A 24,713-nucleotide genomic window follows, 5' to 3' on the forward strand; every position below is an offset into this window, starting at 1 on the left:
TTATCTATTTAAAATTACAGCAGCTTCTTTTGCAAAATAAGTAGAGATAATACTCGCTCCCGCACGCTTAATGCAATAAAGTTGCTCTATCATAATTTTGTCATGATCTAACCATCCTCTTTCTGCTGCGGCCTTTACCATAGCGTACTCACCAGATACCTGATAAACTGCAACTGGCACATGAACGGCATTTTTTACCTCACGAACAATGTCTAAATAAGCCATTCCCGGTTTTACCATAACGATATCTGCACCCTCTTCAACATCTAATAATGCTTCGCGAATTCCTTCAATTCTGTTGGCATAATCCATTTGATAGGTCTTCTTATCTTTTGGGATATTTTGAGAATCTACCGGAGCAGAATCTAAAGCATCACGAAATGGTCCGTAAAACGCAGAAGCATATTTTGCGCTGTAACTCATAATACCAACATTATGGTGTCCGTTTTCTTCCAATGCTTTTCTAATAGCCAAAACCCTTCCGTCCATCATATCACTTGGTGCCACAAAATCAGCTCCAGCTTCAGCATGACTTAAACTCATTCTTGTTAAAGCATCAACAGTTGCGTCGTTTATTAATTGACCATTTTCAATGATTCCATCGTGACCATAAATCGAATACGGATCTAAAGCTACATCTGGCATTACAATCATTTCCGGAACAGCATCTTTAATTGCGCGGATAGTTTGTTGCATTAAACCATCTTTATTCCAGGCTTCAACACCTTTATTATCTTTTAGACTGTCGCTTACTTTTACGTAGATATTAACGGCCTTAATTCCTAAATCCCAAGCTTCTTTTACTTCTTTAATCGTATTGTCTAATGAATGACGATAAATTCCCGGCATTGACGGTATAGCAACTTTTACGTCTTTTCCTTCGGCAACAAACATAGGAAGCATAAAATCCTGCGGACTTAAGCTGGTTTCGCGAACTAAAGATCGAATAGATTCGTTGGTTCTTAAACGACGGTTTCTCTGTAATGGGAACATAATATTTTAAATTTTAATTTTTTATACGGAAGATTATAGCGTTTTAGCGGGCTCTATAATCCTATTTTATCATTTACTTTATCATAAACTTGTTTCACTTTTTTTGGCGGATCAAATCGATATCCTACAGAAAGTTTTAAAGTAGCAATATTGTCATTTAATCTCGGGTCAACTTTATCATCCTGAAGAAAACTTACTGAATTAAGAGTCGCAAAACCAAAGAAACGATCATTATTATAAGCTAACTTTAAATTGAAATCTGCCTGATACAAAGCTGAGGTATCTCCGTCAACATCATTAATTCCGGCACCAAATGCAAGTCCGGCACCAATTAGAACCCTGTCGCTAATGACAAAGTTGTAAAAATAAGAAGGAGCCAATGTAAAAACATAAATATCACCGGGTGATGAATTTGGAGTGTTTAAGTCCAGATTGGTATAATAGAAAGAAAAAGTCGGAATAAAACTTCCGGAACTTTTTGTTTGCCACTCATTTTGACTTACCAGTGTTTTAAAAGAGAATTTATCATTGAAAACATAAGCCGTAGATCCCCCAATTTTTGTGGTGCGCATATGCGGCAGTTGAACAGTAAAATTATCATCACTTACATAAAATCCTTTTTGATTGATAAAAGTGAACGACTGAATCCATTTCTTGTAATAAAAACGGGTATTGAAATTGAAATGCTTTGAATTGGAATCGCCTTTGTTTTTTCCTAGAAATTTAGGAGCAAAACCAACAGTAACATCAATGATTTTATAGTTTAGATTAAAACCAATCTGTTCTCTTCTGTTCGGAATTAGGTTAAGATATATTTTAGGCTCCTGATTGTCTGAAGCAATCTGAAAACTATTTGAAGTGTCCAGATAATAAACACTGGCGGTAATTTTATCGCTATAAGATTTAAAATACGGATTCTGCAAAGTATCGTTTTGAGCAAAACACCCAAAAATACTGGCAAAAAATAATATGTAAATCAACTTTAGATCCATTCGCGCGGATTTTCTAATACGTTTATCAGTTTTTCTTCTTCGCTTCCAGCTTCCGCGTGATGATCGTAAACCCATTGTACGTGCGGAGGAAGACTCATTAAAATACTTTCAATTCTTCCGTTGGTTTTTAAACCGAATAAAGTTCCCTTGTCATGGACCAGATTGAACTCAACATAACGGCCACGGCGAATTTCCTGCCAGGTTCTTTGTTCCGGTGCATAAGGGAGATTTTTTCTTCTTTCCACAATCGGTACATAAGCTTCAAGGAAACTATTTCCAACTTCGGTTACAAAATCGTACCAGTTTTCCATAGACATTTGCTCATTTGCTTTGCAATAATCAAAGAACAAACCACCAAGTCCGCGGGCTTCATTTCGGTGTGCATTCCAAAAATAAGAATCACATTGTTTTTTATATTTTGGATAAAATTCCGGATTGTGTTTATCGCAAGCCGTTTTACAAGTTTGATGAAAGTGGATTCCATCTTCTTCAAACAAATAATAAGGTGTTAAATCTTGTCCGCCGCCAAACCATTGTTGGATTATATTTCCTGATTCGTCGTACATTTCGAAATATCGCCAATTGGCGTGCACAGTAGGAACCATTGGGTTTTTCGGATGAAGAACCAAACTTAATCCACAGGCAAAGAAATCGGCTTCACCAACATTGAACATCTTTTGCATTGTTTCCGGAAGTTTTCCGTGAACAGCTGAAATGTTTACACCGCCTTTTTCGAAAACTGCACCATTTTCAATAACACGTGTTCTTCCACCACCGCCTTCAGGGCGTTTCCACAAATCCTGACGGAATTTTGCAGTTCCGTCAACCGCTTCTAGTCCCGCACAGATTTGATCTTGTAATTGTTGTATGTAGGCGTAAAATTTATCTTTCATAATTTTGTTTTTCATTTTCAGGCAGACTATCATAATATTTGAATGCAATATTCATATCAAATACTATTGTAGTATCTTTCTTAAAGATCTTTATAAATCTTGAATTTGCTTTTTTTGATATTGAATCACCTATTTCAGCTTTTTCCCAAATAATCGAACCAAATATTTTGCTTGAATCCTTTAATGTAAATTTAGGGGACATATGGTTATCTTTATCTAAATATTTTTTTACAATTAATCCAGAAAATTTTTCACCAAACATCCTTCTATATGCGTCTTTACTCATTTTTGCTTCGTTTGAAAAATAGGAACAGGTGCTAACAAATATTGAAAAAAAGAGCATAATAAAAAAACCTTGATATATTGGGCTTAATTTTTCAAATTTAAAATCAAGAACGGCTGTTAAAATATTTTCAAATGACGACATTGATTTTTATTTCATGATTAAATATTCTGATTTAAGCAAACCGAAATAAACAGTATTTTCCAAAGTACCGTCACCATTTCTAAATTCGTCTCTTAAAATTCCTTCTTGTTTAAAATTGTGTTTTAATGCAACACGCTGACTGGCGAAGTTTATTTCAGATGTACAGATAAAAACCTTGTTCATCATTAATTCATTAAAGCAAAAATCAAGCGCATGAGCAACTAGTTTTGATGTAATTCCTTTGCCTTGGTAATCTTCATCAGTAAAATAACCGAGCTCACATTTAGAAATGCGATAATGGATTGATTTTATGCATAAATAACCAATCAAATTATTGGTTTGGACATCTCGTGCATAAAAATGAAAACCTTCTTTCTTTTCCTCTTTTTCAAGGCTGACTGAAATGAAGTTTTCTGCTTTTTCTAAAGAATCAGAATTAACTAATGTTACGGGAAAAGTTTTCTCGATATGATTTATATTCTTATCAATTAGTTTGTAGAACTCTTCTGGAAGAATATTTTCAATGCGTTCTGTTTTCCAATCCGTAAAACTCATTTCTATTTGTTTTTTAGTGAAGTAATCTTAGTATTTATCCCAAAAGAGAAAACTTTGCTTTCTTGCTGGATATATTGATAAATGGCTAAAACTTTATTTTTCAAATTATAATCGGATTTTGAAAATTCTAATAAAATATCTCCGAATTGTTCCAATTGTTCCCAATCAAAGTTAAGAGGAATTAGTCTTGTGATAAAATCTTCATTAGAATTATCAACTAAATCCCCAATATTTAAACCAAATTCTTTTAATTGATTTTCAATTTCTGCCTTTTGCAAAGCATTTAAGGGATAAGGGACAAAAACAAGTGTTCGTAACGTTTTGAGAACGTTATCGATTCTAATTTTTTCTTCGTCTCTTAAACCTTTGTTGAGCATAATTGTTTTTTTTCGTTTTCCTGCAAGGTTTTCAAAACCTTTTAGGTATCAATTGGTTGCTGTATTTAGAGAATTTTCTTATTTAGATCTACAAGGTTTTGAAAACCTTGCAGGACGAAACGAGATCATTCAAAAGTATAAGTTTCATTTAAAAAATCATTCTTTTGATTATGACAAAAGATAAAGTTTTCAATGTCGCCAAATAAATTTATAATTTCTTCTCTTTCTATTTTTGTTTCTTTATCCGACAAATACGCGTGATAAGATGAAAACCTGAAACTTCTGAAATCTAAATCAAAATGATATTTAGGATTCAAATGAACATAAATGATCAGTCGTTTTAAATAAGTTTCGTCATTTAGTTTTATTCTTTTGAAATGCTTTTCGAATAAACTTCCTGTTCTATTGATCTGTTTGTTGAATGCTTTTGCATACGAATTAAATAAATTTGAAAATGCCTGAGTAACTTCTTTTTCTTCAACATTCAAACGAATAACCAAATGAAAGTGATTGTTCATTAAACAATTAGGCAAAAATTGAAATTTTATTTTCTGCATATTTGGCTAATTGTTTTAAGAAATAGAGCTTATTTGAATCATTTTCAAAAATAGTTGTTCCGTTAATTCCTCGATTATAAATATGATAATAACAATCCTTTTCTAAAACTTCTAACTTCATATTGCAATTCTGTTACGCAGGTCCTGCAAGGCTTTTAAAACCTTGTAGGTCTTCATCATCATAATTAAACTTCGCAAATTTATACCTACAAGGTTTTAAAAACCTTGCAGGAACGCAAAATATGTTTTAATTCCCGTATTCCTTCACAGCGTCAATAAACGCTTTTGCGTGATCTACAGGGATATGTGGTAAAATTCCGTGACCTAAATTTACAATATATTTGTCTTTTCCGAAATCGTCGATCATTTCGTGAACCATTTTCTTAATAGTCGGAATTGGAGAAAGTAATCTTGACGGATCAAAATTTCCTTGTAACGTAATGTTTCCACCAGACAAGTAACGCGCATTTCTTGCCGAACAAGTCCAGTCAACTCCTAATGCAGACGCGCGGCTTTTACCCATGTCGCCAAGAGCAAACCAACATCCTTTTCCGAAAACAATAACCGGAGTAATATCCGCTAAAGCGTCAACAATCTGGTTGATGTATTTCCATGAAAATTCCTGATAATCAACAGGAGAAAGCATTCCTCCCCAAGAATCAAAAATCTGAACAGCATTTACTCCAGATTTTACTTTTTCTTTTAAATATAGAATAGTTGTATCAGTGATTTTTTGTAATAAAGTATGGGCTGCAGCCGGGTTTGAAAAACAGAATCCTTTTGCAATATCAAAACTTTTAGAACCTTTTCCTTCAACCGCATAACAGAAAATTGTCCAAGGTGAACCTGCAAAACCAATTAACGGAACTTCGTCGTTCAACATTTCCTTTGTCAATTTTACTGCGTCAAAAACGTAACCTAAAGTTTCATTCACATCTGGAACAAATACTTTGTGAACATCTGCCAAAGAACGAATAGGATTTGGAATGATCGGACCTAAATTGTCTTTCAATTCTACGTGAATTCCCATTGCGCGTGGCACAACCAGAATATCTGAGAATAAAATTGCAGCATCTGGAGCAATTCTGCGAATTGGCTGAACGGTGATTTCAGCAGCTAATTCCGGAGTTTCGCAACGTGTGAAAAAATCATATTTGTCGCGCAGTTCTCTAAATTCAGGTAAATATCTTCCTGCCTGACGCATCATCCATACCGGCGGACGTTGAACTGTTTCTCCTTTTAATGCTCTTAAAAATAGGTCGTTTTTTAACATCTCTTATTTTCTTTATCCTGCAAGGTTTTCAAAACCTTGTAGGTGTTGTTGTTGATTAATATAGATACCTACAAGGTTTTGAAAACCTTGCAGGAAATCTCGTTTGTTATTTATATTCGTGTATTACATCTTCGATCACGTCTTCAATTGTTGGCTGATCTGCTACGATGATGTTTTTGGTAATTTTTGATAAAGCTTCTGCGGTTGTGTCGCCAATACAGAAACAGATTTCTTTTTTGATTGTATTATCTTTTAGATAACTCTTAACACCAGACGGGCTGAAGAATAACAACGCTTCCGGGTTTGCTTTTATTTTCTGAGGCTGTAAAGAGGTATTATAAACTTCAATTTCGTTGAATTTTATTCCCGCTTCTTTCAAAGCATCCGGCAAAGTATCTCTTCTTAAATTTCCACTGAAAAAAGTAAAGCTTTCATTCGCATAAATTAAAGTGATAATTTCAGCCAAATCAGAAGCGTAACCTGTGTAAGCCACAACATTAAAACCATTATCGCTTAATAGCGTTTTGGTTTTAAGTCCAACGCAATACACGTTTTTTTTCTTTAATTCTTCTGACTTTGGATCGGATAAAACACTATGAACAGCATTTTGACTTGTAAATATCAGACTTTCGTTGAGGTCTTTTAATTCAAAAGGTTTGTTTTCGGTTTTGATAAAATCAGCTTCGATTAATTCAACTCCGTATTTCATCAACTCTTGTTTATGAAGAGGAGATAATATTTTAGTAGATAATATTTGAATCGATTTTGCCATTATTTTTTCAGGGATTCTTTAATTTTCTGCATTAATTCAGTTCCGCCATTATTCAAAATCTCCTGAGCTGAGTTGAAGCCTAGTTTTTTCCATTCTGAAATGTCAACTGTTTTGTTGACTTCCAGTTTTTGTTTTCCGTCAATAGATAGTAAAACACCTTGAAAATGTAAAGTATCTTCATCTTCATTATACGTTACCAAAGCTCCGATTGGCGCTGTACATCCGCCTTCGAGCGTTCTTAAAAATTGACGTTCGATATGTGTACAAATTTCAGTTTCAATATCATTAAGCTGAGAAAGTGCATCTAATGTGTAATTATCATTTTCCATTGCCACAACCAACATGGCTCCTTGTGCCGGCGCCGGAATCATCCAATCTAAATTGATAAAATTCTCGGGTTTCAAGTTGATTCTTTCCAAACCAGCCGCTGCAAAAACAGCTCCGTCCCAGTCGTTATCTTTTAACTTTTGCATACGCGTATTTACGTTTCCGCGTAAGTCAACTACTGTATGATTTGGATATTTGTTAAACCATTGTGCCTGGCGACGCAAACTTCCGGTTGCGATGGTACTTGGATTGGTAAAATCAGGATTTCCTTTATGGACTAAAATATCTAAAACATTGGCTCTTTCTAAAACCGCAGCCTGAACAATACCTTTTGGTAAAGCTGTTGGAACATCTTTCATAGAATGCACGGCAATATCAATATCGCCATTGATCATTGCAATGTCTAAAGTTTTAGTGAAAATTCCCGTAATGCCGAGTTCGTAAAGAGGTTTGTCCAGAATAATATCACCTTGAGATTTTACGGCAACAATTGAGGTTTTATAGCCTAAATCGTTTAGTTTTTTTTCTACCGTGTGTGCTTGCCAAAGTGCTAATTCGCTATCGCGAGTTCCTATTCTGATTGTTTTTTCAGCCATGTTTAGTTTTTTGAACCATATAAGTTATATAAGTAAATTTAAGCAGTTTGGGTAAAACAGAATTTTAAATAAACTGAGATAACTTGGTTTTATTTTTGAGCCATATAAGTTATACAAGTAATTTAAGAGGTTTGGGTAAAACACAGTTTTTAAATGAACTTATATAACTTATATAGTTTAAATTTTGATTTAAGATGCTTTTATTTTGAAGACTTTTTCGATCCATTCGATGCTTTCATCGACCATGGTGCTGTCGTCTTTTAAATGATTTGCGAAATGTGTAGTGATTTTTTGAATGATTCTATTACTGATGATTTCAGCTTGTTCTTCATTAAAATCGGCGATTTTTTTACTTTGGAAATCCAATTCCGAAGCTTTGATCGCGTTTAGTTTTTCTTTTAAGGCGTTGATTGTCGGAGCAAATTTTCTGCCTTTCATCCAGATAACAAATTCTTCTTTGATTTCTTCAATGATTCCTTCTGCTGCCGGAATGTGTAATTTTCTGTTTTCCAAAGTTTCATCTGTCAATTGAGACAAATAATCCATATGAATTAAAGTTACACCTTCTAATTCCTCGACATTCTCATGAACGTTTTTCGGAATAGATAAATCCAGAATCAATAAAGGTTTTTTAAGATTTAAAATTGCTTTGTCAACCGTTGGGTTTTGCGCGCCCGTTGCAACAACTACAACATCGGCCTTTTGAAGTTCCAAATGTAATTCAGAGTAATCTTTAACAATCAAATTTAATTTTCCTGCTAATTTCTCTGCTTTATCTTTAGTACGGTTTATTAAAGTAATGTGTTCGTTTTTAGTATGTTTTACTAAATTTTCGCACGTATTTCTTCCGATTTTTCCAGTTCCGAAAAGCAAAATGTTTTTATTGCTGATATCTTCTACATTTTTAAGAATGTATTGTACCGATGCAAAAGAAACCGAAGTAGCACCAGAGCTAATTTCAGTTTCGTTTTTAATTCTTTTACTTGCCTGAATTACCGCATTTACCAATCTTTCCATAAAAGTATTGGCCAATCCTAAAGATTTTGAATGTGCAAAGCTGGTTTTGATTTGAGATATAATTTCGAAATCACCTAAGATCTGACTATCTAATCCTGTTCCAACACGAAACAAATGATTAATAGCTTCCTGATTTTTGTAAACGAAACCAACTCTTTGAAATGCGTCAACAGATCCGTTACTGTTATCGCAAATCAATTTTATTAATTGAAATGGGTGTTCTGCAAAACCGTAAATTTCGGTTCTGTTGCAGGTTGAAGTTACAATTAAACTTTCTATTCCATCGTTTTTAGCTTGTTCAAGCAAACGCGTTTTTGCAGTTGCATCCAAACTAAATTGACCTCTGACCTCAGCATCAGCTTTTTTATAACTCAGACCAACTGAGTAAAAATAAAGGTGTTTCGGTACATTATTGTTTTCCATAAAATTCACTTCATATAAAGTGCTACAAAATTATTACTATAGTGTTTATAAAAGTAACGCTAAAAGTACTTTTTATATCGCTGTATGTTTTTTTGAACCTAAATAGGTGTTTTTGAGCAAAAAGAACTACTTTTGTAGCAAAATCAACTCATTTCGAGTGATTTGTTTAGAGTGATTCTAAATAAGATTGGAGGTTTGTTTTGATTTTCTTTTCAAAAAAATATCGCTATGAGTTCTCAGGAAATTATAAAAATTGAAGACGACTTTACGCTAATCCGTTTTCAAAATGACAGTTTAGAGTCTTTTTCTGCCCAGCATGAAATAGGTACTGGTCTGATACAGTTTCACTTCGGGATAAAAGGAAATGCAAAATTCTTGTTCAATCAGGGTAGTTATGCTTTAGATTTGAAAGAAGAAAAATCATTGCTTTTATACAATCCGCAGAAAGAATTACCGCTTAATTTAGAACTTGCCCCAAACTCATGGGTCATTTCTGTAATTGTTTCCATCAAGAAATTTCACGCGTTGTTTTCTGCCGAAGCCGATTATATTACCTTTTTAAGTCCTGATAATAAAGATAAAAAGTATTATAACGAAGGAAATATCAGTCCGTCGATGGCAATTGTGCTCAGTCAGTTGTTTCATTATAACCTTCATCCGTCTATAAAAAATCTTTATTATAAAGGAAAAGGATACGAATTGTTGAGTTTGTATTTCAACAGAACCGAAGATCCAAATGCAGAACAATGTCCGTTTTTAATAGATGAAGACAACGTTTTAAAAATCAGAAAAGCCAAAGAAATTATCATCGCCAATATGGCTGAACCGCCAGGGTTACAAGAGCTGGCAGATGAAATTGGTTTGAATTTGAAAAAACTAAAAATGGGTTTCAAACAAATTTATGGCGATACGGTTTATGGATTTCTTTTTGATTATAAAATGGATTTTGCCCGAAAACTATTAGACAGCGGTTCGTATAATGTAAACGAAGTAGGACTGAAAATTGGTTACAGTACCGGAAGTCACTTTATTGCAGCATTCAAGAAAAAGTTTGCAACAACTCCAAAAAAATATTTGATGTCGATTAATGCGAATGTTTAAAATTTTTTTGCCACTAATTTCACGAATTTACACTAATTAATATCTGCTAAATCTGCGGGAGAAATTGATTTTAGATATTCAACAATAATAAAAAAGTAACAATTATCATATTTCAAAAAAGAAGCAAGTTCTACTTTTGACGAAATTTTTAAAAACAAATAAAAGCTTAAAGCCTAGCGCTTAAAGTCTAAAGCAAAAAAAACAATAATGAAAGGCGTATTATTAGTAAACTTAGGATCTCCGGAAAGTCCAACTCCAAAAGACGTAAAACCATATTTAGACGAATTTTTAATGGATAAATATGTAATTGACGTTCCATATTTATTAAGAGCATTGTTAGTTCGCGGAATTATTCTAAGAAAAAGACCAGAAGAATCTGCACACGCTTACGCGAAAATCTGGTGGGAAGAAGGTTCTCCATTAGTAGTTCTTTCAGAAAGAATGCAGAAAAAAGTTCAGCCTTTAGTAAATGTTCCCGTTTCTTTGGCAATGCGTTACGGAAGCATGACAATCGAAAAAGGACTTCAGGAATTAAGCGATAAAGGAGTTACAGACGTAATGCTTTTTCCATTATATCCACAATATGCAATGGCTTCTACTTTGACCATTTTGGTTAAAGCCGAAGAAGTTCGCAAGAAGAAATTCCCTCACATGAAATTTACAGATGTGCCGGCATTTTACAATAAACCGGATTACATCAAGAATTTAGCAGACTCAATCCAGAAACATTTAGTTGGATTTGATTACGATCATTTATTATTCTCCTACCACGGAATCCCGGAGCGTCATATTCGCAAAACAGATGTGACAAAATCACATTGTAAAATTGACGGTTCATGTTGTAATACGCCGTCTCCGGCGCACGAATTCTGTTATCGTCACCAATGTTACGAAACAACAAAACAAGTCATTAAATTATTAGGACTTCCGGAAGATAAATACAGCTTAACTTTCCAATCTCGTTTAGCGGGAGATAAATGGTTAGAACCATACACGGATGTTGAAATTGATAACATGCCGGCAAAAGGAATCAAGAAATTGGCAGTTGTTACTCCGGCTTTTGTTTCGGATTGTTTAGAAACTTTAGAGGAAATTGCAATGCGTGCCAAAGAAGATTTTGAAGCAAATGGAGGAGAAGAGTTCTTAGCAATTCCGTGTTTAAATGACGACGACGAATGGTGTCAGACGGTAAGTAACTGGATTAACGACTGGTCTAAATAATAGTAATTGTTACAATACATAATAAAATGAAAAAAATTTCGGTTCTGTTTCTTGCTCTAATAATTTTGAGCGGGTGTAAAAAAAGAGACACTTTTGAAAATAACACCTTCCTTGATAAAACTTTCAATTGGGAAATGAGTATTCCCGATGATTATGAAAAAGTTGATGTGAAAGAAAAAGGAGAGGTTAAAGGAGATTCAGCTATAGTTAAAAAAGAACGTTCTATTGTTGCTTTTAAGAGAGATAAAACCAATTATTTTTCAGCAAATTATGAAGATTATTCGGGAGATATTCGATCAACCGACTTGAAGATGAGATTGAAAGATTTTCTTCTTTTAAAGAATGTTGGTCAGGTTTATCCAAAAGGTAAATTGGGAGATTATGCGGTAAGTACTGAAAGTATTTCCGGTCTGGAGTTTAGAAAATCTACTATTGCAATAACTGAAGACGGAAAAACAGTCGCAACATTAGTTCTTTTTTCAAGAACTTTTATAGATAAAATCTTTATCGCATCGATAGTATATGAAAACGAAGAGTACGGTAAAGAAATGATTGATCTTTTTAAGAAATCTACATTTAAATAATAAATGGAATATTATAACTATCTAAAATCGCTGCATCTTATTTTTGTGATTACCTGGTTTGCAGGTTTGTTTTACATTGTGCGTTTGTTTGTATATCAAATAGAAGCAAATGAAAAACCATCTCCCGAAAAGGAGATTCTGCAGGCACAATACAAAATAATGACCTATCGTTTGTGGTATATCATAACGTGGCCATCGGCAGTTTTGGCAAGTGTTTTTGCTTTCTGGATGCTTTTTTTTACCGATTTAGGAAACGCCTGGCTGAAAATGCCGTGGATGCATGTAAAATTGTGTTTTGTTTTCCTGTTGTATTTATATCACGGAAAATGTCATCAGATTTTTAAACAATTGCAAAATGATGAGGTAAAATATTCGAATAATTTTATGCGTTTATGGAATGAAGGCGCAACGATTATTTTGTTTGCCGTTGTTTTTTTAGTAGTTTTAAAAAATGCCATCAACTGGATCTATGGCGTAATCGGGATTATTTTATTCTCGGTTTTAATTATGCTGGGATTCCGGTTTTATAAACGAATCCGAGAAAAAAAATAGTTTTTTTAGTTTCAGGTTTCAAGTTTCAAGTTGCCTATTGCAACGTAACCTGAAGCTTGAAACCTGAAACAAATCAAGCAAAACAAAAATGCTAAACAACTTCAAAATGTCAATGCTTTCGCTTCGTACCAGGATTTTCCTGTCGATGATTGTATTGATTGTTGTAGCCTCTTTTTTATTAGCTTCAATTTCGATTATTCAGTTTAAAACCGAGGCTAAAGAATACCATCAGGAACGTTTAGAACGAAAAGAAAATGCAGTAAAAGAACATATCAATTACGTTCTTTCTACTACCACTTATCCGCTGAAAACCCAAAATCTTGATTTAATCTTCAAAGATAAAATCCACGAATTAGCGCAGATTCATAAGATCGAAATCAATATTTACAGTCTTGACGGTAAATTACTAAAATCGTCAAAAGAATCTTTTGCGGTCGATAAAGCGCCGCCGCCCATTCCGGAATATATCCTGAAATTGGTTCGATCTTCAATCGAAAAACGTTTTGTAGATATTAAAACTATCGATGGAATCAAAAACAGATCTTCCTATAGTTTAATAAAAGATGAAAAATTCAAACCACTCGGAATTCTAAATTTACCTTATTTAGAAGACGATGGATATTATGATAATGAGTTAAATACCTTTTTAATTCGTTTAAGTCAGGTCTATTCCTTTATGCTGATAGTGGCTTTTGGACTAGCTTATTTTCTTTCGACCTATATTACAAAATCACTAAAAACGATTTCTGAAAGACTGGAAGAAACCAATTTAGATCAGAAAAACGAAAAAATCGTTATTGAGGCGACCAGTAAAGAAGTTAACTTTCTGATCAAAGCTTATAACGGAATGGTGGATAAATTGGAAACCAGTGCCATTAAACTTGCTCAAAGTGAACGTGAAGAGGCCTGGCGAGAAATGGCAAAGCAAGTAGCACATGAAATTAAAAATCCGCTTACGCCAATGCGATTAACGGTGCAGAGTTTTCAACGAAAGTTTGACCCGAATGATCCGGAAGTAAAGCAAAAAATGAACGATTACTCCGAAACTTTAATACAGCAAATTGATACCATGACCGCTGTAGCTTCGGCATTTTCAAACTTTGCTTCTATGCCGGCACAACAAAACGAGACCTTAAACGTGGTTTCGGTTGTTGAACTTGCGTTAGATATTTTTAATGAAGATTATATTGTTTTTGAAAGTGACGAAGAAGAAATTATTTCAAAAATGGATAGAACACAGCTGATCCGTGTGATTACCAATCTGGTTAAAAATGCGACTCAGGCAATTCCGGAAAGTCAGTTTCAAAAATCTATTCTGGTAACGGTGAAACGAAGAAATGATCATGTAGAAATTGCAGTAAAAGACAACGGAATTGGAATTGAGAAACAAGATACCGACCGAATTTTTGAACCAAAATTTACTACCAAAACCAGTGGAATGGGTCTTGGTCTCGGAATTATTAAAAACATTATAGAAAATTACAAAGGAACAATTACCTTTGAGTCAACTTACGGAAAAGGAACCACTTTTAGAGTTTCTCTACCCATCACCAACTCATAAATATTAGTGTCATGAATTACGAAAATATTTTAATTGCTATTGAAGAGAAAATAGCAACTATTACTATCAACAGACCTGCAAAATTAAACGCTTTAAACAAAGAGACGATTAGCGACCTGAGTAAAGCGATCAAATTATTGGGTAAAAATGATGATGTTCGTGTTATTATTTTAACTGGAAGCGGAGAAAAAGCATTTGTAGCTGGAGCTGATATTTCGGAATTTGCTAATTATACGATTATTGAGGGCGCACAATTGGCCGCCGAAGGTCAGGAATCTTTATTTGATTTCATCGAAAATCTTAAAAAACCTGTTATTGCAGCTGTCAATGGTTTTGCTTTGGGCGGTGGTTTAGAATTGGCAATGGCTTGTCATTTTAGAGTAGCTTCAGACAATGCAAAAATGGGACTTCCGGAAGTAACTTTGGGATTGATTCCTGGTTATGGAGGAACACAGCGTTTGCCTCAGTTAGTGGGTAAAGGCAAAGCAATGGAAATGATTATGACTGCTGCTATGATTTCTGCTGATGAAGCAAAACAATACGGATTGGTAAATTATGTTGTTCCTCAAGCTGAACTTCTTGATTTTACAAACGGAATCGCTCAGAAAATTATAAAAAATGCTCCATTTGCTATAGCAAAAGCAATTAAAGCAATAAATGCCAATTTTGAAGATGGTAAAAACGGTTTCGATACTGAAATCAAATCATTTGGTAAATGCTTCGGAACTCAGGATTTTAAAGAAGGAACAACTGCCTTTTTAGAAAAACGAAAAGCAGAATTTACAGGAAAATAGTTATTTCACAGAGTCACACGAAGAAAGCACAGAGCTTAACAAAGAATTTAAACCTTTGTACCTTTGTCTCTCAGAACCTTAGAACCTAAAAGAAAAAAAATGTACGAACCAATATTTGCCCTTTTTTGTGAACGAGTTAGAGAAAGTATCCAGGCCGGAACTTTCGCAAAGCTTACTTTGGCAAAGACAATGGGCGACACAGAGATTAAAAATATCTATTTTAGACTGGTATTGAATGAGGATGATACTTGTTCTATATCATTGACAACCCGTTACAAAACCGAAGAGATTGAAAGTATTCATACTTTAGAAGAAGCCTTACTGGTTTTAGGAACTTATATTAAGAATCCATTTTTAACGGCTTTACTTTTTACAACGGATAATGACATTACCTTCAAAGTAAATAAAAAGAACGCGGGAAGTATTATCGAGCAGCCTCCAACGTTTAAAAATGCTTCACCGGTAATGTTGGAGATGATTGAAAAAGGAATTGTTTAAATAATGTTTTTAAGAGTTCATATCTCTATATAACTGCCTTGTCAGGCTGAGCGAAGTCGAAGCCACGTTTGCTGAATCACTTTGCGGGACTTCGACTTCGCTCAGTCTGACAAAAAATAAAACTTTTGCAGTTCTGTATGTTTCTGTGAAAAATCTTCGCGAATCTCTGTGAAATAAGTCTTCTAAACCAGCTTTACAAACAAATTAGAGGCAATTTTATTCGAAATAGATAATTCCCTTTCATTGACTTTAATTTTTACCGATAAATCGAAAGATTCTTTAGAAAGAAATTGGATTTTAGAGCCTAAAGCAATTTCCTGTTTATCCAGATATTTCAAAAATTCAGAGGAAGTATCTTTTACACCAACACAAACTCCTGTCTGATTTTCCTCTAATTCCGATAAAAGCTGTTTCTCGATTTTTACGATACGACCGTTTGCGTCCGGAATTGGATCACCATGTGGGTCTTCTGTCGGATTTCCCAGAAAATCATCCAGACGATTAATCAATTGCTCCGATTTGATGTGTTCTAATTGTTCCGCAATATCATGAACCTCATCCCAGCTGAAGTTTAATTTCTCTACTAAAAATACTTCCCATAAACGATGTTTTCTAACAATCATTTTGGCGGCTAATTTTCCGTTTTCGGTTAAGGAAACCCCTTGGTATTTTTTATAATTCACCAAATCTTTTTCCGCCAGCTTTTTAAGCATATCAGTAACCGATGAAGCTTTGGTTTCCATCATTTCTGCAATGGCATTGGTGCTCACTTCAGTTTCTAAAGCAGCAGTTAAGTGATATATCGATTTTAAGTAGTTTTCTTCTGAAAAAGTCATTCTTTTTAAGGTTCTAAGGTTTTAAGGGGCTGAGGTTCTAAGGTTTTTTTTAAAGTTTTGAAGAAACCTTAGAACCTTAGCAACTCAGTGCCTTAGCACCTTTTATTTAACAATCAACAAAGGTATCGAAATTTTATGTCTTAATTTGTCTACGGTTGTGCCAAAAAGAATGTCTTTTAAACCAGTGTGGCCGTGGGTTCCCATTACCAAAACATCAAAATTACCGGCATTGATGATTTTTGGTATTGTTGTATTGGGTTTTCCAAAACCAAGTTCAGTTTCTATTTTAAACCCTTTTTGAGTCAGCATCTCCTGATATTCCAGAAGCAATTTCTCGTCTATCGTAGTTTCGTGATCGTGCGTTTCGGTGCCATACATTAAAGCGCCAACCGTTTCAACAATGTGAATCAGGGTGTATTGCGTTTCCATTCCACCCAATTCGAAAGCATGATTAAGTGCAGCTTCATCAGCATTAGAAAAATCAACAGAAATGGCAATATTCTTAACAGTCTGACTTGCTTTTGCTGTAAATTGAAGGTTTAAATTGTGTGGCGAATGATTCGTTATTTTCGATTTGGCTTTTGCTATGAAAGGTTTAAAAACAATGTATAACAATAATGCTAAGAATCCGAAAGCTAATGGAACTACAGTTAGCCATATAACAGTTGGATTGCTTGAAGCTTCAAGCCATGAAGTGATTTCGTCGTAAACCAATTTTGCATTCAACGACACAATAATTAGGGCAATTATCCAGGAAACAATCTGAGTGGTTGTCGTAATATGAAAACCTTTCATTTTTGATTTGTCGCTCACAAAGTGAATAAGCGGAATAATGGCAAAACCTAGCTGAAGACTTAGTATTACCTGACTTAAGATTAGTAGTTTTCCAGTCACGCTTTCGCCATAAATATAAATTACGATTAAAGCCGGTACAATGGCGATTAAACGGGTTATAATACGACGCACCCACGGCTGAATACGTAAATGCAAATAACCTTCCATTACGATTTGTCCTGCAAGCGTTCCGGTTACTGTCGAACTTTGTCCTGCGGCAATCAAAGCAACGGCAAAAAGAATTGGCGCCCATTTGGTTCCCAATAAAGGTTCAAGAAACTGATGTGCATCCTGAATTTCGGCAACCTCAAACATTCCGTTTTTATGGAAAGTTGCTGCAGCAAGAATCAGAATTGCTGCATTTACAAAAAAAGCTAGATTTAAAGCAATTGTCGAATCGATGAGGTTATATTTTAGAGCCTGTTTGATTCCAGCCGGTGTTCGGTCGAATTTTCGGGTTTGCACTAAAGAAGAGTGCAGGTAAAGATTGTGGGGCATTACTGTCGCACCAATTATACCAATAGCAATATATAAAGCGGCTGAATTTGGAATTGAAGGCACAAGTCCGCCAATTATTTTATGGATTTCGGGTTCAGCAAAAATCATTTCAAAAATGAACGAAAAACCAATAATTGCGACTAATACAATAATAAAGGCTTCCATTTTTCGAATTCCTTTGTTGATTAGAAATAACAACAGAAAAGTATCCAAAACGGTGATCAGAACGCCTTCAAGCAGCGGAATTCCAAATAAAAGATTGATTCCGATTGCCATTCCAAGAACTTCGGCCAAATCACATGCGGCAATGGCAATTTCGGCCAAAAAGTATAAAATGTAATTGATATATTTTGAGTAGGTTTCTCTCGATGCCTGAGCAAGGTCACGTTGTGTTACAATTCCCAAACGGGCACTTAAACTCTGCAAAAGCAAAGCCATCAGATTACTCATTAGCAAAACCCAGACAAGTGTATAGCCAAATTGACTACCACCGGCAATATCTGTCGCCCAGTTTCCGGGATCCATATATCCAACGCTTACTAAGTATGCCGGGCCTAAAAAGGCTAAAATTTTCCTGAATCCTGTTTTTTTATGCTCTGTGGCTACCGATTGGTTTACCTCTTCTAAAGATTTGGTCATTGCTAAAATATTGATTTTCCAAATATATAGAAAAATTATATTCGCTCAACAATATTTTTAGACAAGTCTAAAACTTAAATGTTAGAATTTAAACAATTCGGACATAAACCTGATAAAGTAAAATTGATCTCTTTTATTTTGTAATTGTGCGGCATAATATAACTTGGTTTTACATTCTCCAGACAAGTTATTTCATGGCAGTTTTCACAGCTAAAATGAGCGTGATTATGTATGTGCACACGTTGATGAGAATGATTGCATTTTGCATATTTTACCGTGCCGTCAAGATTAGATATTTTGTGAATGATATCATCGTTTAATAAACGGTCAAGGATTCTGTAAATGGTAACGCGGTCACACAAATCGTTTATTTGTTTTTGAATTTCGGCGTGAGACAAGGCGGTCTTAGATTTCTCAAAAATCTCTAAAACGGCTGTCTTTGCTGCGGTGTTGCGTGCTATTTTCATTTTATTAAATTAAAAAATTTTAACGCAACAATGTTGCGATTTTGTTTTTATATGTATATTTGCAACAATATTGCATTAAACAAATGTACAGAAAATGAAGAAAACCACGACATCTTTTTACGATATTTTAGGAGTTTCAAGTGCAACCATTTGTTTGGTTCATTGTTTGATTTTTCCGCTCTTAACAATTCTTCCCTTCGGGATAATTCATAACCCCGTAATAGATTTGCTTTTTGCTTTAATTGGGTTATTTGCGGTAATCAAAATTATAAAAAAATCGTCTCTTTTAGTCTCGTCCATTTTGATTGTTTCAATGAGTTTGATTTGGATAAGCGTTTTGAGCGATCTCTTTTTTGAGATTCATCTGGACTTAATTTATTTTGGAGGAACCGGAATGATCATCGGACATTTGATAAACTACAAGGTACATAAAAAACAGCATCATTAAAAAAGTTTATTATGAATAAAAGTAATTTCGAAGTGATTATCATTGGCGGCAGTTACAGCGGTCTGTCCGCGGCAATGAGTTTAGGACGTTCTTTGCGTCAGGTTTTGGTTATCGACAGCGGTTTGCCATGTAACAGGCAAACCCCGTATTCTCATAATTTTATAACACAAGACGGTGAAAAGCCCGCTGCCATTTCGGCGAAAGCCAAACTTCAGGTGGATCTTTACGAAACGGTTCAATTTTATAACGGACTTGCTGTAGAAGCTGTTAAAGTTAAAAATGGTTTTGAAGTTAAAACCGAATCCGGTGCTGTGTTTGCTTCAAGAAAAATATTATTCGCAACCGGAGTAAAAGATCTCTTTCCGGAAATTCAGGGATTTGCCGATTGTTGGGGTATTTCGGTTTTGCATTGCCCTTATTGTCATGGTTATGAAGTGAAAAATGAAAAGACAGCCATTATTGCCAATGGAGAAATGGGATTTGAATATGCAAAACTAATTTCAAACTGGACCAAAGATTTGAGATTATGCACCAATGGAAAATCAGAATTGACTTTGGAACAAACCGAAACTTTGAAAAGTCATGGTGTTTTGATTTTAGAAGAGGAAATCGATTCGTTTGAACATAGCGACGGATATATTTCGAATATTGTTTTTAGAAATAGAGAAAAGATTGAGGTTAAAGCTGCTTATGCAAAACCTCCCTTAGAACAACATTGTGAATTACCCGCAATTTTGGGTTGCGAACTTAATGAACACGGATTACTTAAAGTCGATTTTATGCAAAAGACAAGTATCTCGGGTATCTATGCCAGCGGAGATTGTAGTACTCAAATGCGTTCTGTGGCTTTGGCGGTTTCTTCTGGCTCTTTTGCCGGAGCAGTTATTAATAAGGAACTCATTGATGAGGATTTTAAGTAAGCCTATGAAAATCGCTCGCAAAGGCGCGAAGTCGTCATGTTTTATAAAAAAGCTTTGCGACTTCGCGTCTTTGCGAGATTAAACAAATGCTTTGGATTCTTAAAAATAAAAATCTAACATATTGAAATCATTCAGTTTGAAAATTTTTCTTGCAGAATAATTATTTATCAAATTTAATTTTTAGTTTTGTCTAAAAATTATTTTAATAAAATGAAACATTTATTTTTGATTATATTAATACTTGCTGTAAAGAACTCTTATTCACAAAATATATCGGGTAAAGTATATGCAGATATTCCTCCGGCACAGGAAATTAATGTGGTGTTGTTAAATACAAACTTTAAAACACAAACTGATTCGCTTGGTTTTTATCAATTCAGCAATATTCCGAATGGCTCGTATAAAATTGAAGTTACGTCGACAGGATTTAAACCGGTGATTAAAAGAATTTCAATTTTAGAAAATCAAAATTTAAATCTGGATTTTGAATTAAATGAAGATAAAAACGAGCTAAACGAAGTAGTAGTTTCAGGGACTTTAAAACCAGTTAAAAGATTAGAAAGTGCCGTTCCGGTTGAGGTTTACTCTCCGGTTTTTTTTAAAAAAAATCCAACCCCAAGCATTTATGATGCGCTTCAAAATATAAATGGCGTTCGGCCACAGCTTAATTGTGGTGTTTGTAATACGGGAGATATTCATATAAACGGACTGGAAGGTCCCTATACTTTGGTTTTGATTGACGGAATGCCAATTGTAAGCAGTCTTTCAACAGTTTACGGATTATCCGGAATTCCGAATTCTCTGGTGGAGCGAATCGAAATCGTAAAAGGTCCTGCTTCTTCTCTTTACGGAAGTGAAGCGGTTGGAGGTCTGATTAACATTATCACTAAAAACCCAACAAATGCGCCCGTATTTTCTGCGGATGTTTTTACAACAACTTATCTTGAAACCAATGTTGATTTGGGAATGAAATTTAACCCAACCAAAAAATCAACAACACTTTTAGGAATTAATTATTTCAATTATAATCAGGTAATCGACAAAGACCATGATAATTTTACAGATGTAACACTTTCTGATCGAATTTCGATATTCAATAAATGGAGTTTCCAAAGAAATAATAATCGCCTTTTTACAATCGCAGCACGCGGAATGTATGAAGACCGTTGGGGCGGAGATGTTCGCTGGGAAAAAAAGTACCGTGGTGGCGATGAAATTTATGGCGAAAGTATTTATACCAAAAGAGCTGAATTAATTGGAAGCTATCAATTGCCTTTTGAGGAAAAACTGATGCTTTCGTTTTCAGGAAATGTGCATTATCAGGACAGCCGATACGGAACAACATCTTATATCGCCAATCAGAAAATTGGTTTTTTGCAATTGACCTGGGATAAAAAAATAGGAAGAAATGATTTATTGGCAGGAATTGCAAGCCGGTATTCTTATTATGATGACAATACAACGGCGACCAAAGAAGCTGAAAGTACCTGGCTTCCCGGAATTTTTGTACAGGACGAAATTACATTTTCTCCAAAAAGTCAGGTTTTGTTAGGAATGCGCTACGATTACAATTCAATTCATGGCTCTATCTTTACTCCAAGATTTGCTTTTCGATTTAAAGCCAGTGAAAACACCATTTTTAGATTAAATGCAGGAACCGGATTTAGGGTTGTGAATTTATTTACCGAAGATCATGCTGCTTTAACAGGTTCAAGAGATGTTGTAATAGCAAATAATTTAAAACCGGAACAATCTGTAAATGTGAATTTAAATTATATTCAGAAAATTAATTTCGGTAACGGAACCTTTATGGGTATCGAAACAACCGCTTTTTATACGCGATTTAGCAATAAAATCATTTCAGACTATGAAAGTGACCCAAATAAGATTATTTATGATAATATCGACGGATATGCACTTAGTCAGGGAATAAGCACCAATATAGATCTTAATTTTCCATCGGGGCTTAAGTTTATTGTTGGCGCAACCGTTTTGGATAATAAAAATGTTCAGAATGGCATTTCTGAGCGACCTTTCTTAACAGAGAATTTTACCGCAACCTGGAGTGTTTCTTATAAAATTCAGCCTTGGGATTTATCAGTAGATTATACCGGAAATGTGTACAGCCCAATGGATTTGCCTTTACTAAGCGAAACAGATCCGAGAAGTCCTAAATCGCCTTGGTATAGTATTCAGAATATTCAGTTTACTTATTCAGGCTGGAAAAATTTTGAAGTGTACGGCGGTATCAAAAATTTGCTGAACTTTACACCAATGCAAAAAAATCCGTTTTTGATTTCGAGAACAAATGATCCGTTTGATAAAAATGTGCAATACGATTCGGCTGGAAAAGTAGTAGTTACGCCTGATAATCCATATGGTTTGACTTTTGATACGACTTACGTGTACGGACAAAACCAGACAATTCGTGGCTTTTTTGGATTGCGATATACTTTTAGATAATTTTTTTCAACACATAGAAACATAGTTTAATTTTGTGTAAAAAGGCGTTTCACTTGCATCAATGCACATAGCTATGTGTGGAAGCTAGCTTCTTCTTTTATCTTTTTTGTAGAAAGAAAAAATCTATGTTTCTATGTGTTTAATTAATATTAGCCACAGATTAAAGAATTAAAAAGATTTTATTTTGTCAGGCTGAGCGGAGTCGAAGCCCCGTTCCAATTGGAGCGCCCTTCGACTCCGCTCAGGGTGACAAACGAAGTAAAAAATCCTTTTATCCCGATAACTATCGGGAGTGGCAAAAAGACAAAAAAATGAAAAAGCTATTTCTATTTCTACTTTTCTTCGGAATAACTTCAACAGGATTCTGCCAGTTAAAAAACAGAACCTTTGAAGAAGTAGATAGCTTGCAGCACATTCAAAAGCGAAAAATAATTATTTTCATTCATACCGATTGGTGTCAGTTTTGTCAACATATGAAAGCGACAACTTTCAAAAATCAGGAAATTATCAATAAGCTAAATTCAAATTTCTATTTTATTGATTTTAATGCTGAAGAGAAAAGAGAAATTACGTTTAATAACCGAACATTTAAATATCAGCCTTCAGGAAATGATGTGGGTGTTCATGAACTGGCCTTGCAACTCGGAACAAATAACAAACAGCTTATTTATCCGGCTCTGTGTGTTTTGAATGAAAAAAATGAAATCGTTTTTCAGTCCAGCAGCGATTTAAGCGTAAGCGATTTTATAATTCTTTTAGGAAAACTGGAAAAATAAAATTGCTTATTTTTGAGAATGAATTCTTCGCAAATTAAACATTTCGATTACATATTTACAGGAACTGGCCTCGCTTCTTTGATGACAGTTTATAAAATGGTTTTATCTGGGAAATTTTTAGGAAAGTCTATTGTACTACTTGATCAGGATTCGAAAAAAACAAACGACAGAACCTGGTGCTTTTGGGATAAAAGTGAAAATGTCTGGGATTCGATTGTTTCAAAAAAATGGGATTTGGCTTTGTTTGCCAATAACGATTTTAATCGTAATTTAACGTTGAAGCCTTATCAATACTACCAAATAAAGGGAATTGACTTTTATAATTTTATTTTTGAAGAAATTTCAAAACACCCGAATATTGTTTTTCTAAATGAAAAAGTAACCGATATTAACGAACTTGAAACGCATGTTTTTGTTGGTACAGAAGAAAATCGATACAGCTGCAATTATTTATTCAATAGTATTTATACAAAGGCTTTTGCCGAAGGACAAACCAAATTTCCGGTTTTGAAACAGCATTTTACCGGCTGGTTTGTAAAAACTGAAACCGAAGTTTTTAATCCGGAAGAAGTTACTTTTATGGATTTTTCGGTAGAACAAAAAGGAAATACAAGATTTATGTATGTGCTGCCAGTTTCAAAAACAGAAGCTTTAGTTGAATATACTTTGTTCTCAGAGAAATTACTTTCAAAAGAAGAATACGAAAATGAGATTCAGATTTATCTGGAGAAACTCGGCGTAAGCCAATATCAGATTTTAGAAAAAGAGCAGGGCAGTATTCCAATGACTTGTTATCCGTTTTGGGAGAAAAATACCAAACGTGTACTTAATATTGGTACGGCAGGCGGATGGACCAAGGCAAGTACGGGCTATACTTTTAAAAATTCAGATAAGAAATCTTCAGAATTGGTAAAGTTTCTTCAGAAAGAAGGGATTCAAATGAAGGACTTTCATAAAAAAAACAGGTTTTGGTTTTATGATTTACTGCTTTTAGATATTCTGTATCGCCATAATGAATTGGGCAGTTCTATTTTTTCTTCCTTATTCAGAAAAGGGAGTCCAAAACTAATCTTCAGGTTTTTGGATGAAGAAACTACTTTGGCAGAAGATTTTCAAGTGATTCTGAAATGCCCTAAAGTACCTTTCATAAAATCCTTATTTCGAGTGTTGTTCAAATAAATGTTTATTTCACTTGGTTTTTCGTGATTTTGGAAATCTTCAGATTAAAATCTGGTTGCTATTTTTTTATCGTAAAAAATAGTTCATAATATAAAAACTCTGGCTTATTATTCTGTTTTAACGACTTTTACAGGTAGTTA

Annotated in this window: 27 protein-coding genes; 12 read left to right on the forward strand and 15 right to left on the reverse strand. The window is 34.4% G+C overall.

Annotated features, from left to right (window positions below; genetic code table 11):
* The 12 genes from hemB to hemA form a co-directional block, all read right to left on the reverse strand.
* Positions 1-993, reverse strand: a complete 993-nt coding sequence (gene hemB, locus KHA98_RS14940; protein WP_213258723.1) for a porphobilinogen synthase — start codon at positions 991-993, stop codon at positions 1-3.
* Between the two features lie 53 nt (positions 994-1,046).
* A complete protein-coding gene (locus KHA98_RS14945) occupies positions 1,047-1,985 on the reverse strand; it encodes a DUF4421 family protein (protein ID WP_213258724.1) in 939 nt (312 codons plus the stop codon).
* Positions 1,976-2,878: an oxygen-dependent coproporphyrinogen oxidase gene (hemF, locus tag KHA98_RS14950; protein ID WP_213258725.1), complete on the reverse strand. Its 903-nt coding sequence runs from the start codon at positions 2,876-2,878 to the stop codon at positions 1,976-1,978. The genes KHA98_RS14945 and hemF overlap by 10 nt, the downstream gene beginning before the upstream one ends.
* Positions 2,868-3,305: a hypothetical protein gene (locus KHA98_RS14955; protein ID WP_213258726.1), complete on the reverse strand. Its 438-nt coding sequence runs from the start codon at positions 3,303-3,305 to the stop codon at positions 2,868-2,870. The genes hemF and KHA98_RS14955 overlap by 11 nt, the downstream gene beginning before the upstream one ends.
* Positions 3,306-3,311: 6 nt before the next feature.
* Positions 3,312-3,860 carry a GNAT family N-acetyltransferase gene (locus KHA98_RS14960; RefSeq protein WP_213258727.1) on the reverse strand — a complete coding sequence of 183 codons (549 nt, stop codon included), beginning with the start codon at positions 3,858-3,860 and terminating at the stop codon, positions 3,312-3,314.
* 2 nt (positions 3,861-3,862) lie between these two features.
* Positions 3,863-4,237 carry a hypothetical protein gene (locus KHA98_RS14965; RefSeq protein WP_213258728.1) on the reverse strand — a complete coding sequence of 125 codons (375 nt, stop codon included), beginning with the start codon at positions 4,235-4,237 and terminating at the stop codon, positions 3,863-3,865.
* Between the two features lie 125 nt (positions 4,238-4,362).
* Positions 4,363-4,755, reverse strand: a complete 393-nt coding sequence (locus tag KHA98_RS14970) for a hypothetical protein (RefSeq protein ID WP_246522354.1) — start codon at positions 4,753-4,755, stop codon at positions 4,363-4,365.
* A 7-nt stretch (positions 4,756-4,762) separates the two neighbouring features.
* Positions 4,763-4,915, reverse strand: coding sequence for a hypothetical protein (locus KHA98_RS22925; RefSeq protein WP_246522356.1), 153 nt, complete (start codon positions 4,913-4,915; stop codon positions 4,763-4,765).
* Positions 4,916-5,041: 126 nt separating this feature from the next.
* On the reverse strand, positions 5,042-6,067 hold the full coding sequence (gene hemE / locus KHA98_RS14975) for a uroporphyrinogen decarboxylase (protein WP_213258729.1): 1,026 nt from the start codon (positions 6,065-6,067) through the stop codon (positions 5,042-5,044).
* A gap of 106 nt (positions 6,068-6,173) precedes the next feature.
* Positions 6,174-6,839, reverse strand: a complete 666-nt coding sequence (locus tag KHA98_RS14980) for a uroporphyrinogen-III synthase (protein ID WP_213258730.1) — start codon at positions 6,837-6,839, stop codon at positions 6,174-6,176.
* A complete protein-coding gene (gene hemC, locus KHA98_RS14985) occupies positions 6,839-7,762 on the reverse strand; it encodes a hydroxymethylbilane synthase (protein ID WP_213258731.1) in 924 nt (307 codons plus the stop codon). Before hemC ends, KHA98_RS14980 begins: the two co-directional genes overlap by 1 nt.
* Before the next feature lie 189 nt (positions 7,763-7,951).
* Entirely contained in the window at positions 7,952-9,202 is a 1,251-nt protein-coding gene (hemA, locus tag KHA98_RS14990) for a glutamyl-tRNA reductase (protein ID WP_213258732.1), read from the reverse strand.
* 228 nt (positions 9,203-9,430) lie between these two features.
* Here hemA and KHA98_RS14995 point away from each other — a divergent pair, with 228 nt between their 5' ends.
* The 7 genes from KHA98_RS14995 (at position 9,431) to KHA98_RS15025 (ending at position 15,513) form a co-directional block, all read left to right on the forward strand.
* Complete coding sequence (locus KHA98_RS14995) at positions 9,431-10,303, forward strand: helix-turn-helix domain-containing protein (protein ID WP_213258733.1); 873 nt, start codon at positions 9,431-9,433, stop codon at positions 10,301-10,303.
* Positions 10,304-10,510: 207 nt separating this feature from the next.
* Positions 10,511-11,524, forward strand: coding sequence for a ferrochelatase (gene hemH / locus KHA98_RS15000; protein ID WP_213258734.1), 1,014 nt, complete (start codon positions 10,511-10,513; stop codon positions 11,522-11,524).
* Positions 11,525-11,550: 26 nt separating this feature from the next.
* Positions 11,551-12,108 (forward strand): hypothetical protein, encoded by a 558-nt coding sequence (locus tag KHA98_RS15005; protein ID WP_213258735.1) that lies wholly within the window; start codon positions 11,551-11,553, stop codon positions 12,106-12,108.
* Positions 12,109-12,111: 3 nt separating this feature from the next.
* A complete protein-coding gene (locus tag KHA98_RS15010) occupies positions 12,112-12,660 on the forward strand; it encodes a CopD family protein (RefSeq protein WP_213258736.1) in 549 nt (182 codons plus the stop codon).
* A gap of 145 nt (positions 12,661-12,805) precedes the next feature.
* A complete protein-coding gene (locus KHA98_RS15015) occupies positions 12,806-14,221 on the forward strand; it encodes a sensor histidine kinase (protein ID WP_213258776.1) in 1,416 nt (471 codons plus the stop codon).
* A gap of 11 nt (positions 14,222-14,232) precedes the next feature.
* Positions 14,233-15,015 carry an enoyl-CoA hydratase/isomerase family protein gene (locus tag KHA98_RS15020; protein ID WP_213258737.1) on the forward strand — a complete coding sequence of 261 codons (783 nt, stop codon included), beginning with the start codon at positions 14,233-14,235 and terminating at the stop codon, positions 15,013-15,015.
* A gap of 99 nt (positions 15,016-15,114) precedes the next feature.
* Positions 15,115-15,513 (forward strand): hypothetical protein, encoded by a 399-nt coding sequence (locus KHA98_RS15025; protein WP_213258738.1) that lies wholly within the window; start codon positions 15,115-15,117, stop codon positions 15,511-15,513.
* Between the two features lie 182 nt (positions 15,514-15,695).
* Here the strand turns inward: KHA98_RS15025 and KHA98_RS15030 are convergent, their stop codons facing one another.
* The 3 genes from KHA98_RS15030 to KHA98_RS15040 all read right to left on the reverse strand — a co-directional run bounded on the left by KHA98_RS15030 (position 15,696) and on the right by KHA98_RS15040 (position 18,787).
* On the reverse strand, positions 15,696-16,349 hold the full coding sequence (locus KHA98_RS15030) for a metal-dependent transcriptional regulator (protein WP_213258739.1): 654 nt from the start codon (positions 16,347-16,349) through the stop codon (positions 15,696-15,698).
* Between the two features lie 102 nt (positions 16,350-16,451).
* Positions 16,452-18,320, reverse strand: coding sequence for an Nramp family divalent metal transporter (locus KHA98_RS15035; RefSeq protein WP_213258740.1), 1,869 nt, complete (start codon positions 18,318-18,320; stop codon positions 16,452-16,454).
* Between the two features lie 74 nt (positions 18,321-18,394).
* Positions 18,395-18,787, reverse strand: a complete 393-nt coding sequence (locus KHA98_RS15040; RefSeq protein WP_213258741.1) for a Fur family transcriptional regulator — start codon at positions 18,785-18,787, stop codon at positions 18,395-18,397.
* A 94-nt stretch (positions 18,788-18,881) separates the two neighbouring features.
* On the opposite strand from KHA98_RS15040, the gene KHA98_RS15045 reads away from it, so the two are divergent.
* The 5 genes from KHA98_RS15045 (at position 18,882) to KHA98_RS15065 (ending at position 24,573) form a co-directional block, all read left to right on the forward strand.
* Entirely contained in the window at positions 18,882-19,235 is a 354-nt protein-coding gene (locus KHA98_RS15045) for a MerC domain-containing protein (RefSeq protein ID WP_213258742.1), read from the forward strand.
* Positions 19,236-19,246: 11 nt separating this feature from the next.
* Complete coding sequence (locus tag KHA98_RS15050; protein ID WP_213258743.1) at positions 19,247-20,155, forward strand: NAD(P)/FAD-dependent oxidoreductase; 909 nt, start codon at positions 19,247-19,249, stop codon at positions 20,153-20,155.
* Between the two features lie 210 nt (positions 20,156-20,365).
* A complete protein-coding gene (locus KHA98_RS15055) occupies positions 20,366-22,618 on the forward strand; it encodes a TonB-dependent receptor (protein ID WP_213258744.1) in 2,253 nt (750 codons plus the stop codon).
* Positions 22,619-22,929: 311 nt separating this feature from the next.
* Complete coding sequence (locus tag KHA98_RS15060) at positions 22,930-23,394, forward strand: thioredoxin family protein (protein WP_213258745.1); 465 nt, start codon at positions 22,930-22,932, stop codon at positions 23,392-23,394.
* A gap of 18 nt (positions 23,395-23,412) precedes the next feature.
* A complete protein-coding gene (locus KHA98_RS15065) occupies positions 23,413-24,573 on the forward strand; it encodes a lycopene cyclase family protein (protein WP_213258746.1) in 1,161 nt (386 codons plus the stop codon).
* Positions 24,574-24,713: the final 140 nt, after the last annotated feature.

This window comes from Flavobacterium branchiicola (assembly GCF_018383905.1).
GTDB classification, from domain to species: Bacteria; Bacteroidota; Bacteroidia; order Flavobacteriales; family Flavobacteriaceae; genus Flavobacterium; species Flavobacterium branchiicola.